The 14,317-nt window shown below is 40.1% G+C and carries 9 protein-coding genes; all 9 read left to right on the top strand.

Annotation, left to right across the window (positions count from 1 at the left end; all coding sequences use genetic code 11):
- Nucleotides 1–10 precede the first annotated feature (10 nt).
- The 9 genes from ACIQZD_RS22050 to ACIQZD_RS22010 are packed head-to-tail and all read left to right on the top strand — an operon-like array spanning nucleotide 11 to nucleotide 14,219.
- Complete coding sequence (locus ACIQZD_RS22050) at nucleotides 11–4,948, top strand: phage tail tape measure protein (protein ID WP_402906432.1); 4,938 nt, start codon at nucleotides 11–13, stop codon at nucleotides 4,946–4,948.
- Complete coding sequence (locus ACIQZD_RS22045; protein ID WP_402906431.1) at nucleotides 4,945–6,630, top strand: distal tail protein Dit; 1,686 nt, start codon at nucleotides 4,945–4,947, stop codon at nucleotides 6,628–6,630. Before ACIQZD_RS22050 ends, ACIQZD_RS22045 begins: the two co-directional genes overlap by 4 nt.
- 11 nt (nucleotides 6,631–6,641) lie before the next feature.
- A complete protein-coding gene (locus ACIQZD_RS22040; protein WP_402906429.1) occupies nucleotides 6,642–8,942 on the top strand; it encodes a phage baseplate protein in 2,301 nt (766 codons plus the stop codon).
- On the top strand, nucleotides 8,942–9,352 hold the full coding sequence (locus ACIQZD_RS22035; protein WP_402906427.1) for a hypothetical protein: 411 nt from the start codon (nucleotides 8,942–8,944) through the stop codon (nucleotides 9,350–9,352). The genes ACIQZD_RS22040 and ACIQZD_RS22035 overlap by 1 nt, the downstream gene beginning before the upstream one ends.
- An 11-nt stretch (nucleotides 9,353–9,363) precedes the next feature.
- Complete coding sequence (locus tag ACIQZD_RS22030) at nucleotides 9,364–10,461, top strand: TrbL/VirB6 family protein (protein ID WP_402906425.1); 1,098 nt, start codon at nucleotides 9,364–9,366, stop codon at nucleotides 10,459–10,461.
- Nucleotides 10,462–10,478: 17 nt separating this feature from the next.
- A complete protein-coding gene (locus ACIQZD_RS22025) occupies nucleotides 10,479–12,458 on the top strand; it encodes a hypothetical protein (RefSeq protein WP_402906423.1) in 1,980 nt (659 codons plus the stop codon).
- A 29-nt stretch (nucleotides 12,459–12,487) separates the two neighbouring features.
- Nucleotides 12,488–12,757, top strand: coding sequence for a hemolysin XhlA family protein (locus ACIQZD_RS22020; protein WP_402906421.1), 270 nt, complete (start codon nucleotides 12,488–12,490; stop codon nucleotides 12,755–12,757).
- Nucleotides 12,758–12,769: 12 nt separating this feature from the next.
- Nucleotides 12,770–13,015: a phage holin gene (locus ACIQZD_RS22015; RefSeq protein WP_402906418.1), complete on the top strand. Its 246-nt coding sequence runs from the start codon at nucleotides 12,770–12,772 to the stop codon at nucleotides 13,013–13,015.
- Nucleotides 13,016–13,070: 55 nt separating this feature from the next.
- Nucleotides 13,071–14,219, top strand: a complete 1,149-nt coding sequence (locus ACIQZD_RS22010; RefSeq protein WP_402906416.1) for a peptidoglycan-binding protein — start codon at nucleotides 13,071–13,073, stop codon at nucleotides 14,217–14,219.
- The last annotated feature ends 98 nt before the right edge of the window (nucleotides 14,220–14,317 follow it).

Raw genomic sequence — 14,317 nt, 5'->3', positions numbered from 1 at the left:
AGGAAACTAATTGATAGGAAATCAACCCCTTGGAAAAATGATTATCGAAATGTATTTATCGTCCACCAATTTCATCAAATCTTTAACGGCTGTAAACCGATCGATTAAAAGCGCAGAACGGGAAATGAAAGCCAATATGGCCGTGTTGAATAATGCAGATGATAAATATGGTGCATTAGGTAAGCAGGTTGCCGGCTTGAATAAAATCATGTCTCTGAACGAAAAACGCATTCAGCAATTGAATGAAAAACGTAAAAATGAGCTCAAGACAAACGGAGAAAGTTCAAAGGTTATACAAGATTTAAATAAAGAAATTAATACAGCCGTACAGCGACAAAGTGCCTGGCAAAAGCAAGTCAAAGATGCTACCAGCAAAATGGTCGACTTTACATCGTCCACGAAAGATTTAGAATCCGAATTGGCCAAACTTAAAAAGAAAACGGACGACCATGTTGACAGCCAGAAAAAAAGCGGGTTATCCTTTTCTGCTCAAAAGGATAAGCTTAAAGGATTAAGTGACCAGGCTAATATCCATCAACAGATTGTTGATTCTCAAAAGCGAAAAGTAGCGGATTTGACAAGGGAATTTGGAGAACATGATCGCAGAGTCGTTGAGGCCAAAAATAAATACAAGTCCCTCGTGGATGAACAACAAAAATTGAATTCATCATTCAATACTCTGAATCGAAAAATCTCCACTGTCCATCCTTCTTTTGGTAAGTTAGCGGATGACATCGGAAAAGCTGAATCAAAGCTTCGAGGTTTATCTAATCGCGCAATGAACACGAGTTCAACATTAAATGAAACAGGGCATTCGATTTCATCTAGCTTTAGCGGCATTACTTTAGCTGGCGGTATAGGTTTAGGATATACCATCAAACAAGCGGCTGATTTTGAACAAGCTATGGCCAACATTAAGGCACTCATGAGTCCGCAAGAGTGGAAACAATATGGAAAACAGATGAATAGCCTTGTAAATGAACTTGGAATGGAAACAAAGTATAGCAATAAAGAAGTGGCCATAGGCTTGCAAGAGTTGATTAAAGCAGGTGTTGATCTAGAATCCATCATGAGCGGTGGATTAAAAGCATCCCTTTCATTAGCCACTGCTGGTGAATTGGAATTAGGTCAAGCAGCTGAAATAGCCTCCACCGTGTTGAATTCATTTAGAGATGACAATATTAATATGGCAAAGGCAGCCGATTTACTAGCCGGTTCTGCAAATGCTTCCGCCACATCCGTGGAAGAAATGAATTATTCATTATCCCAGGTTTCAAGTGTGGCAGGCCCCGTTGGTTTTAGCTTTGCAGATACAAACACAGCATTGGCCGTCTTCGCTCAAGCGGGGCTTAAAGGATCCGATGCCGGTACATCCTTAAAAACCATGATAATGCGATTGTCTCCGCAGACTGATGCGGCTGCAACCGCGATGGATGAACTAGGAATTGCCACAACCAATACAACGGCCGGATATAAGTACTTAGTGGAAAAGGGCATTCAGCCAGCTTCAAGAACGATTCCGGATTTGGATAAGGCATTCAAAGAATTAGCCAAACAAGAACTTGGTTCTGGGGCATCTAAGGCAAAATTACGAAAAGAATACGATCGACTTCAAAAAACGAGTGGGTATCTTTCATCATCATTCTTTGATGAGCAAGGTAATGTTAAATCCATGTCTGAAGTTTTCAATATTCTTCAAGAATCCACAAAGAATCTATCAAAAGAACAAAAAATCAATGCCTTTAATACCATTTTTGGTTCGGATGCCATTCGTGGGGCCATGATTGCCAGTAAATCAGGTGCTGAAGCATTTGATGAAATGGGCGTAGCCATTAATAAAATTAGTGCCGATGATGTAGCTGCCACCAAAATGGACACATTAAAGGGCTCTATTGAAAAAATGAAAGGTGAAGCTGAGAGTGCTGCCACGAGTTTCGGAACTGCATTGATCCCGACTATAAAAACGGTAGCTGGTACCATCGAGGATGTAGTTGGATGGTTCAATAAACTAGACCAAGGAACCCAGCATACCATCGCAAAATGGACAGCAATCGGCGTGGGGGCTGCAGGTGTAGGTGCGGCACTTGGATTTTTAACGATTGGTATTGGCGGTTTAGTTGCTGGAGTTGGTAAGATTACGCTTGGCGGGGCTGGCCTACTTAAGTTTTTATCAAATGGTGTCATTAATTTAGGTAGCTTTACGTCCATGACCAAAGGCAGCGCACAATCTTTAAACGCTGAGACGGCTGCCCTTAATACCAATACCAGAGCCTTACAACGCAACAATAGCGTTCGTGGCGGCGGGATAGCAGGCGGCAAAAAGGCACCTGCAGGAACCACCATCACTCCCACTGTTTCTAGTGGAAGTAGAGTGGCTCAAAATGCAGGAAAGGTTGGTAAAGGTGCCAAGGCCTTACAATTTGTAAAAGGGGCTGGCTCAATCGGAACGGTTGTTGGAGTCGGCGCATTAGGGTATGAGTTGGCCAACGGCTCAGGAACAAAAGAATCAATTGGCGGTGGAATTGGCGGTGCATTAGGAGGAATGGGTGCTGGTGCTTTAGCAGGCGCGGCGTTAGGATCTGTCATTCCAGTGTTTGGAACAGCCATCGGCGGGATAGCAGGAGGCATTATCGGTGGAATTGTCGGGAAAGACGTTGGTGCTGCTATTGGGAAGAGTTTTGATAAACAGGATAAGAAGGAAGCTGCCCGTAAAAAAGCGACGAAAACAGCAGAAAACGGCGCTTCACTTAACCTGAAAATCAAGGGAGTTTCAGATTCGACCCAAAAGGCACTAGGTGAGTATGACAAGCTATATACCGGGGCAAAAACCAAGCTTAATCAAATCATGCTATCCAATACTGTGATAAATAAAAAGATTAAAGATGACACCACCAAACAATATAATTCCATGACCAATAGTGTTCTTTCATCCTTAAAAGATAAGCACCAGAAAGAACGTGTCGAAGCTGTAAAGGCTTTGAATTCTAATAAGGAATTATCCCAAAAAGATAAAGATGATGCGCTAAAAAAATTAGATGAAAAGCATAAGGCCGAAATTGCTAAAGTCAATGGTGGCAATGAGCGCATTAAACAGATTATGAGTAGTGCCTCTAAACAAAAAAGAGCCCTAACTCGAAGTGAAAAGCTTGAAATTAACCAGATCAATGACCAGATGTATAATACAAAAATTAACAAGATGGCCAAAAGTGAAGATGAAATAACCGCCATAAACAAGAGACGAAGTAAGCAACGATATGATATTACGACCGAAGAAATGAATCAGACCATTAAAGCAGCAGAAAAAGAATATAAAGAAACGATAAAAAATGCAGAAAAAAAACGCTTAAATAAAGTTCATAATGCTGAAGTGCAATACAAGAAATTAGGCGTCATTTCTAAAGATGAGTATAACAAGATTGTTAAAGATGCTCAAAATGAAAAAGACAAGATCGTCGCTCATGCTAAAAAGAAAAAAGACGGTGTTATTAAAAATGCATCGCTACAAAAAAGCGAGTCCGTAAAAGCTTCCAAAAAACAAAAGGAAATTAATATTGAAAATGCCCAAAAAGAAACAAGCGGAGTAGGAAAAGCCTGGCAGGGCTTAACAGGTTTCTTAAAAGGCGCGATTAGTTGGGTTAAAGGTCTATTTGGTAATAAAGAAAAGACCTCGTCCCCTCCAAAATTCAATGCAAGTTATCCTGGAGGTATAGCCCAAAACGCTAAAGGCACGTTTCAAGGTCCCTTTAAAGGCGGCCTATCTTTTGTTGGCGAAGAAGGCCCAGAGCTTGGATACTTACCGGGTAAAGGTCTTGGATTGGTTGGTACAACAGGCACTGAACTTATGAATTTGCCAAGAGGTTCAGCTATTCTTCCTCATAACAAAACAAAAGCAGTATTAAGCAGCTATAATTTCCCTACAAATTCAATTCCTGGCTTTGCAAAAGGTACAGGCGATGATGATTCATTTATGGATTACATCATTAACGGATCTAACAAAGTTTTAGACGGTATAGGAACATTGGGCGGGAAAGCTGTAGATGCATTCGATATCATCACAAAAGGCCCTTCTAAGTTATGGAACCAGCTTAAAAAGTCACTGAATTTTAAAGATACATTCCCTACATTCGCGAACCAATGGGCTGGCGGGAAGGGTGTTGTGTCATGGGCGAAAAATAAAGCAGTGGATTATTTCGGTTCATTGTTCGATGGCTTCGGCGGCGGAGGCAGTGCGGCTCCTGTGGGCAGTAGAGTTGAAAGATGGCGGAGCACGGTCATGAGAGCATTAAGCATGAATGGCCTCCCTACTAGTGCTAATTACGTGAACGCTTGGTTAAGGCAAATCAAGTCAGAATCTGGCGGTAATCCACATGCTATCCAGTCATCAGGGGTAAAAGATGTCAACTATTACAGTGGACAACTTGCACGCGGCCTCGTCCAGGTGATCCCGCCAACATTTTCCGCATTTTCATTCCCAGGCCATAAGAATTGGAAGAACGGTTTAGACAGCTTACTTGCAGGTATGAACTATGCAAAATCCCGTTATGGATCCAATATGCTTAAATACATTGGACATGGTCATGGTTATGAAAATGGCGGCATCATCACCAAGGAACATTTGGCGATGGTAGGTGAAGGGAATAAACCAGAAGCCATTATCCCACTAAGTCCAGACAAACGTAGTAGAGCGCTAGATTTACTGGCTGCTGTTTCTAGTAAAATATTTGGTGATCCGTCTGGTAGCAACGATAATAGTCTTATTTTTTCTTTGCTGAAAAAACAGGATACTCAAATTGAATTATTACAACAGCAACTTGGCCTTTTATCTAAAATCCTATTGAAAGACACAAATACTTATCTGGATGGAAAAGCCCTTTATAACAATAACAAAAAATATAGCCAATCTGAGATGAAAATCAGGAACATCGCTAAGGGGGTGACTAGCATATGAGTGAGGAAATAACGTTTAACTATTGTGGCTTTAATTCTATGGATGACTTATTTTTAATTACAAATGAGATAAATCGGAATGTTACAGCTGAAATTAGTGAAAACGTTCAAGTTATACCAGGTATGGTTGGACAACTGTTTCAAGGCAATAGTTATGGTCAAAAAATAGTTGATCTGGAGGTAACAATTCAAGCTGATTCTGAAAGTGATCGGGTAAAAAAATTACATGCTCTGTCTACGTTAATCATGCAAACAGGGGATGATGAATATCCTATGGTTTTTAGCGACGAATCCGATTACACCTATTACGGCCATTTTAGTGGTGTTTCCAAACCAGAAAGAATCAGCGAAACCTCTCATTGGGCTAGGTTCACCCTTACTTTTTCTTGTTCAGACCCTAAAGGGTATGGGGAATACGAAACGACTGATATGCTTTCAAATCCAACAACAATTTCTCCAAATGGGACGGCCGAGTGCTATCCCATTTTTACATGCTTGCCTAAAAAGGACGTTACTAAAATAGCCATTACTGATGAGGATGGGAATTATGTGTACTTAGGGACAGACGTGGACCCGGACACAGGAGATTCACCAATAAACAAGGAACCACTTGTACTTCATGACCCTTGTAATACTTTGGCTACCTGGACTGAAATAACGAATAGTAACTTAACCTTTACACTTGAAAATGGCATCCCGAGTGGTCAAATGAGAAGCACAGCGAATGCAATAAAGGTGGCCCTGGACTCTAATGGAGTTTCAAACTTTGGCCCAGCCACAAATGATTATAAATGGCATGGACCAGTTAGACAACAATGGCTGCCAAATGCCTACGATGATTATAGGTTATTGGTTAGAATGTATAATTATCAATATTATCCTCGCGCACGTGGCAAATGCGAAGTATATCTATTGGATGAAAACGGAGCTAGAATTGGGAAAATCATGCTTAAAGATGTTGGCAATAGCGAAGAAGTAGAAGTTCACTTTCGTTTAGGAACAGCTAGTAATTTCAAAGATATTTATGCAGGTAAAGGGAAAGTGAACAAAGGAAAGAAAAGTACCAAAACAATAAAATTGGGTGCTGGAACAAAGAAAGTAACATCAAAAGGAAAAACAAAAACAGTTCAGCAATGGAAAACAGTGAAGCTTGACGAAGATTCATCAACAAACACATTTACCGATTTCTATGGATATTTAAGGCTACAGAAAATCGGAAACAAATATCAAGTTTATATCCTAAAGCTTGATTCCTACTCAAATCCTCTTTGGGATAAACCAATCATTGTAAATTGGACGGATACAAAAAATCAATTTTCAAATAAAAAACTAGCTGGAATTGCTTTCTATACTGCAAAGATGGATATTAAAGAGGATGCAGCAAATCCACCAAAAGCCTACAAGCGTAACAATATGGCCCTAACTGATGTAAAAGTTTGGAATATCATTGATGGCGGCAATAATTCTACAAAAGCACCGACCGTCATTGCTCATAAAGGCGATGAAATCAAGATTAATGCAGAAGATCGTACCGTTTACAAAAATGGTGCCCCCTTTATGGAGAATTTTTATATCGGTTCTAATTTCCCAACTATGCAAGGGAGCATTCAAAAAACATTCGCTTTTGAACCAGACCTTGGGGAAGCAGATTGGTACTATGAATATAGGCCAACCAATAATTAGGAGGTGATAACTTGTATACGATTTTGGATCCTGATTTAAATGTGTGTGGAGTTTTAGATTTAAATGGGAGAGGCTGCAAGTTTTATAATGATTTACGATCCGTGAAAATCGCTGATGAGCAGGGGAAAATATGGTTGGATACCCTGCAAATCAGTGTCCCATACGGATATAGGGAAACGGAATTCATGGCACAAGGCTATCACCTTCTAAAACAGGCTAATGATGGCTTTTTTTATTGCTATCGAATTATTGACTGGGAAGATGATGTAATCGGCCCAACTCACGTAAAGAATGTACAAGCCATTAACTTGGTGGCCTGGAAACTATTGCATAAGATAGTCCCCGCAAAGACATTCAATGCTGCAAGCAGCCAAACTGCATTTGAATATATTTCGCAAGGTAGTGGAGTAGAAATTGGAAATATGGACTTTTTTGGTGGAACGAAATCCCTTGAATTCTCTGCGGGGAATAATGCCCAATATTGGCTGGATCAGCTCACAAGACAGTTCAGTGTTGAAATTCGTGGTTATGTCCAAGTCTATAACGGCAAAATTGTCCGGATATTAATGGACATTGTGGAGGAGTTAGGCGAATCTCCGGGATATCGCCTGGAATACAGTCATGACCTACTAGGGTTAAAACGCACAGGTAGTGACAATGAAATGTATACTAAATTATTTGTATACGGAGGTACTAATAGCAAGAATGAAATTGTTACGATTACAAGTGTCAATAATGGCCATGAGTACATTGTTGATGAGGATGCTAATGATCTTTACAATAACGGGAATGAATTTTTAGAAGGATATATCGTGAATGATAGTATCCTTAATCCAAGTGGCCTCCTCGATTGGGGTAAAAAGCAGATGGATAAGTACAATCATCCCAAATACACCTATGAAGTGGATGTTGCACACCTTGGATATCAGCCTAATCTAGGGGATCACATCGGCGTGGTTGACTTTACTATGCAACCTGAACTGACGATTTCAGCCAGGACCATTCAATTAGATGAATCTGAGGCTAATCCGACAAACAATAAAGTCGTCTTGGGGGAATACATTGAAATCCAGGCTGTCACTCCACAGGATATATGGGAATTAAGAGCAAAAGCTTCGCAGGCAGAACAAGCTGCAGAACAGGCTAAAGCTTATAAAATCGAATATTTCACCCCAGATGGAACGGACTTTGCAGATGATGGTGAAAAACGAATCATTATCCGTGTTTACTATGGAGTTGAGGAAATCACATCAAAAATTGCAAAAGAAAAATTCATATGGGTAAAAATTAATTCCGATGGAAGTCACGATACCGTTTGGGAAAATGCACATAAAGCAATAGGGAATGTTCTTTATGTTGGGGCTGAGGTAGTGGGCAGCACTATCCGTTGTCAGGTCGATAATGGATTAACTGATCCAATCCTTTTTGCTTCAGAAGAAGATGCAGCCTATTTCTGTACATTGCAAATGACTGCTCCTTCTGGCTGGGACGATTTCACCAAAAGCGTTGCACAGTATGCACAGGTTGATAATAATCGAGGAGATATCTATTGGTCCCAGACCTACACAGGCTCAAAAAATGGCACGGCGATTTCAAGTTATGTCATTACCCGTACGGACTTAACAGGTGCAATCAAAGACCGAATGTGGGCAATCAATGGGGGGCATGGCTCTCACTTTGGGATTGAATATATAAATGGACAGATGTGGATTTGGTCTTATTATCGTGACAACAATAATAAATGGCATATTGTTAAATTTAAATATCAGGCTAACAAAGTGTTGAAATGGGGAGACAGCAGCATTGTCAATCTATTGAGTGTGACTAGCGATTATAGAACAAACTTGGACGTGCGTAATGGGTACGTTCTTTTTGTCGTGGGAAAAGCTGATCCTATATTTTATGTCTGTAAAAAAAGTGATGTCCTTAATCATCAGTTCAAACCTATTTATACAGCCAAAGGAAGCGACATTAACTATTTTGGAACTGAGCAAACATACCAATCAGCCTGTTTAGATTATCCTTATGTTTACTTTACAAGTGGAGGTTCAACAGGTGCTGACCAACGTTGTTTATATTGCATTGACATTCGCTCTAAATCGCTTGTTTATCGAATAGTATACACGTTGGATAAAGGGACCATAGAGGAAATTAATGATCATAATGAACCAGAAACCATCAGCTATTACTATGATTCAAACGGTAAAAAGTGGCTTATTCAGGGATTTGCTTTTGGAAATGAAGATATTGAGGAAAATCAACGAACAAATCAGCTATTTCGCATTAATGAGCATACGAGAGGTGAACCATAATGACAATTATGGGCAGTGTAGACATTCCATTTACGAATACAACAAAGGTTGCAAACGACGCTATCGAAACTACTGATAATGCTCTAGAACAATCAGAATTGGCAAAGGCAGCAGCGAACCAAGCGATGACATCAGCCAATGGTAAAAATACGAACTATTACGATGCAACGGAACCTGAAAATCCGAAAGCAGGTGATCTATGGTTTAAACCTGGAGAAGATGGTACGGTCACACCATTACAATTTAACGGTGTCACATGGTTAAGTATTACTGATTCAATCGCACAAGCGACGAAGGATTTAGTGGATAGTTGGACAGCGTCAGACGGTTCAAGTATGAATGGTGCAAAGCTTGATGGGGCTAGTATCAGTGAAGAAAAGATGAAATGGTCAACACATTTAATTTTCTAGGGGGAATCCAAATGATAAAAAAGTATATTAAGAAAATCGTAGCTAGCGTTATCTCGGATGAGTTTTCAAGTGTCAGAGAAACAATGAATAAGGAATTCGCCAGTACTCTACATGATATAACCTATCGAATGGGTCAATTGAGAGACTTAGGGAATGGCGAAAGACGTATTCAAACATCAGATTTAAATCTAGCATCTCATATGATTGATGGTTACACAGTGACTGACAATAGTCCAGCAGCCGGATCTGTATCATGGGCGGATATAAACATTGTGTATAAAGGCGTCACATATACTTTAACCAATGGTAACACAGCCAAGAAATATCTATGGTGGGATTTCTCAGCAGCACCAAACACTGTTTTACAAACTTCTGATACCAAGCCAGTTTTAACAAACGATGACGTTCTAGTTGGTATTAATGAAGGTGGTAAATTCACAAGCACAATGCAAGCCGGTAAATTGACTCCAGGTTCTGCTTTAATGGACAGTTCAATTGGATCGAATGAATTAGCAAATGGTGCTGTTCTAGGGTCTAAAATCGCAAATGGAGCAGTCGGTTCAGGTCAATTAACTGATGGAGCAATAACAGAGGTCAAATTGGGAGCAGGTGCTGTTACTTCAGCAAAAATTGGTTCTGGTGCAGTAGGGTCTACTCAATTGGGAGCAGGTGCTGTTACTTCAGGTAAGATTGGAGCGAATGCAGTAGGTTCAACCGAAATCGCAGCTAATGCAGTTGGAACATCTCAAATTGCTAGTGGCGCTGTAGGTTCTACTCAGTTAGGATCAGGTGCGGTAACAGCCGGTAAGATTGGGGCTAATGCGGTAACTGGTACAGAACTAGCAAACGGAGCAGTCACTTCCGGTAAAATCGGGACAGGAGCTGTTGCATCAGGGAATATTGCTAATGGTGCGGTAGGGAGTACACAACTAGGAACAGGTGCCGTAACATCAGGTAAGATTGCAAGTGGCGTAGTTGGTTCAACCGAATTAGCAACCGGTGCTGTAACATCCCAAAAGATTGGAGCAGGGGCTGTTGGAAGCGCACAACTAGGGGCGGGTTCTATAGCTGAGGATAAACTCAACTTGGCTACTCATTTCCTCTTCTAAAAAAGGAGTGAAACAACATGGCTATGCAAGTACTTGATAACACTCCATCCAACGGTTATATACAGTGGTCGGATGTTGGTATCAGTTATAAAGGCGAAGTATACAACGTAGAAAACGCTAGTACAAATCTGGCTTATATTTATTGGAAGTTTGCAGACCCTCATAGTTTTTACGGTTCGAATGCATTTCCATCACTGGGACCCGATGATTTATTAGTATTTCTTAATAAGAGTGGTACCCATATGGTAGTCCCAGGTAGTACTATTTTAGATGGGTCTTTATTTGTACCAGGTAGTATCATGGCAATCGCTTTATCTGCAAATTCAGTAACATCGGAAAAAATACTAGCTGGAGCAATAGACTCAACACATATATCAGCTGGAGCAATCGGAGCAGGTCAAATTGCGGCTGGTGCAGTCATCGCCGATAAGATAGCAGCAGGTGTAATAGACGCTAGTAAAATAGCAACGAACACATTAACAGCAAATCAGATAGCAGCTAATGCAATAACAGCAAGTGAACTAGCGGCGAACGCCGTAACAGCAACCAAAATCCTTGCTGGAGTAATAGACGCAACACATATAAAAGCTGGGGCTATAGGTGCTGCTCAGATAGCAGCTGGAGCAATCCTTGCTGATAAAATTGCGGCTGGTGTGATCGATGCTAGTAAACTATCTGTTAGTACTCTATCGGCTATATCTGCAAACATTGGTAACGTTACTGCTGGTAGTATAAAAGGTGTTGATATTTCTGGTTCTACCTTGAAAGTAACCAATAAGCCAATTTGGGGTGACGGTACCACATTTGTACAAATGAAAGAGGGAGAGATATTTGTAACCGATAAAAACCCTGATATTATATCCCGGGCAAATGCCGACGACCTTCACATTAATGATGGTGCTATATTTATGGTTGGTCATGATGCTAATGGTATCGGAATATATGAAATAGATCTTGCACCAAAATATATTCTGTTTACCGAACTTAATCCCAATGCCACCCTTAAACATCAAACAAACATTAGGGCTGAGTTCTTGGAAACACCCAAAGTGACCACTAGTGAACTGATAGTAAATGGTCTAGCATCACTTAATGGTAACGTAGCCATTGGTGGTCAATTGACAGTGGCAGGACTCGGAAGCGATTTGAACATGAACAACAAAAGCATTAATAACGTCAACCATTTAACCTTTAACGACCCTGGTAATAATGAGGGAATTGAGTGGTTAGGCGGTAATGGTTGGAAGATTCAAGAATCACCGGATGATGGTAGTAATGCTGCTGGACAACTTCAATTTTTCACAGGAACAACTAGACGAGCCACCATTGGATTAACAGGTAACTTCTATATTACGGGTAACAGATACGTAATCCAAAATTCAGGTGGAAGTTTCGAAGCAGAAGGAAAACTGTCTTTACTGAATTCGACAGGAGGAGCAGAGATGCACCTAGGTTCCGACGCTACAAGCCCATACGTTCAGTCGATAACCGTATTCAACCGTACATATTCTCCTGCAGCCAATATGTATGTAACATCGTCTGGGGTAATTGGTCGGACAACATCGGCTACTAAATATAAGCTAGAAATTGATGATTCGAAATTGGACCCGTACAAGATATTAGACCTTAATCCTAAAACATGGTATGACAAAGCAGCTACGGAAGCTTATGCCGATGCACTTACAAGGGAGCATGCTGGTGAGGTTGTTGATTGGGCAGAACTTGATATTCCCCAATTAGAACGAGTTTCAGGCTTAATCGCTGAAGATGTTATAGCGGCAGGACTTCCGGAATATGCGACATACGAATTTAATGAAGATGGAACTCGCGAAGTAGAGGGGCTAATGTATGACCGCCTTTGGACTTTGCTTATTCCTGTTGTACGTGATCAGAAAGAGGAAATCACTTTACTAAAAGAACAAGTCAAGTCTCAAGATGAGAAGATATCCAACCTAGAAGCACGACTAGCAGCTTTAGAAGCAAAGATAAATATATAGAGAGAATTTATTAAAGGGGGTCATGGACATTGGAGGAGAATTCTTTGGACACATGGCAACAGGCGGTTAAAAATGATATCGATGAATTAAAGGCTGATAGGGTATTAATGAAACAGGATATCAGAAACCTTCAAGACAAATCTATGCTTCATGATCACGATATTCGAGAAATGAAAACAGACTTAACTGATATTAAAGATGATACGAAATGGTTACGGAGAACAATTACTAACGCTCTAATTGTTGCGTTAATTGGTGGAGCCGTAGCCATTTTTTATGCAGCAATTAAAAACATTTAGGGGATAATATTTATGGATAAAATAAAACAATATGTAGCAATGATTGGCGGTGCTCTCGGGGCACTGCTTTTATTTTTTCAATCGCTAGGTTATCAGTTTGAATGGTTTAATGAAAATACAATCAACTCATTTATTAACTTCCTTACTGCTGCAGTCCCTCTTGGGTTTGCTTTATATGGAGTATATAAAAATCAATATTTAGTGACTAAGAAAGCTCAAAAACAAGAAGAAGTCTTGAAAAAGAATGGATTAAAATAAGCTGCCCACCGGGCGGCTTTTTCTTTGAATTTAAATTAAAAGGAGACGATGGAAAATGAATTTTACTAAACTTCATCAATTGGTTGATAAAAGAGGTAAATTAATATCCAAAGGCACTTATTCAAAACGCACAAAAGCAATTACCCACCGAGTTTGGCACCATTCCTTAACAAAGAAAGATTTGGGTGGTTCTGATGCTGCAAGCTTCGCGGGTTACCATGTAAACACGCTGGGGTGGCCTGGCATCGGGTATACATTTGTTATCGAGCCCAAGAATGTTATTAACACACCAAACGGTAAAAGAGCTAGGATTGTATATGCGAACGATATCGACCGCAGGACCTATCATGTGGGGAATAGCAATCAGTTCTCCCTTGGTATCTGCGTTGCTGGAGATTATCGATACGACACTATGGATGATGCCACACTTGCCAGTATTGCAGAACTTCACACTGCACTTGTAATAGATGGGATTGGGAAATATGATAATGCCCATAATGAAATGCCAGGTTATAGTTGGAAAGCCTGCTGTCAGTATAACTACAGAGATGCTTTTGATTGGAAAGGTTCAAAAACTCCATCCAAACCAGCACCGGCTCCTGATGTTTATACAATCCAAGAAGGTGATACTTTATGGAGCATTGCACATAAGGATGGAACAGGCGGGGTTCAAGTTGAAGATTTAATAAAAGCAAATCCAGGTATCGATCCAACTAAATTAAAAATAGGTCAGAAAATCAATTTTGGAAATGCTATAGAGGTTATTGTACAACCAGAAATAAATGAGGAGGACGAAACTTCGAACAGTGGAGATGAAACAATTAAATCCATTCAAAAAACTTTAAATAGCCGTTATGCAGCTGGTCTTATTGTGGATGGATTTAATGGCCCTAAAACAAAATCATCACTTATCAAAGCACTACAAACTGAACTTAATAAACAATTTAATAAAAAGTTGGTTGTGGATGGGAAATGGGGAGCTAAGACTAAGGCTGCCATCGTTACTGTTGAAAAAGGTGCAAAAGGCAATCTTACATGGATCCTACAGGCTGCACTTTATATGGAAGGATATAACCCTGGATCACTTGATTCTATCTTCGGAAAAGGAACTGAATCAGCATTATCTAAATTCCAGAAAGCTAGAAAGATAACTGCAGATAAGAAGGCAGGTAAAGCTACTTTCACTAAATTGTTTGTAGCATAATAAATAGCCCTTACTTTGAGTAGGGGCTATTTTTTGTTGATGCACTGTTAAATGTGTTATTCAATTTCTTAATGAACAAAGGGGGGAATTATTGGTAA

Origin of the sequence: Peribacillus sp. NPDC096447 (assembly GCF_044762725.1) — a bacterium.
Lineage (GTDB): Bacteria > Bacillota > Bacilli > Bacillales > DSM-1321 > Peribacillus.
The sequence above is the reverse complement of the archived record's forward strand: the minus strand, read 5'-3'. Positions and strand labels throughout refer to the sequence as shown.

Bases quoted from the DNA above. Each gene is read 5' to 3' on its own strand.
- ACIQZD_RS22030 (WP_402906425.1), top strand. From the start codon at position 9,364: ATGATAAAAAAGTATATTAAGAAAATCGTAGCTAGCGTTATCTCGGAT.
- ACIQZD_RS22010 (WP_402906416.1), top strand. From the start codon at position 13,071: ATGAATTTTACTAAACTTCATCAATTGGTTGATAAAAGAGGTAAATTA.
- ACIQZD_RS22015 (WP_402906418.1), top strand. From the start codon at position 12,770: ATGGATAAAATAAAACAATATGTAGCAATGATTGGCGGTGCTCTCGGG.
- ACIQZD_RS22025 (WP_402906423.1), top strand. From the start codon at position 10,479: ATGGCTATGCAAGTACTTGATAACACTCCATCCAACGGTTATATACAG.
- ACIQZD_RS22045 (WP_402906431.1), top strand. From the start codon at position 4,945: ATGAGTGAGGAAATAACGTTTAACTATTGTGGCTTTAATTCTATGGAT.
- ACIQZD_RS22035 (WP_402906427.1), top strand. From the start codon at position 8,942: ATGACAATTATGGGCAGTGTAGACATTCCATTTACGAATACAACAAAG.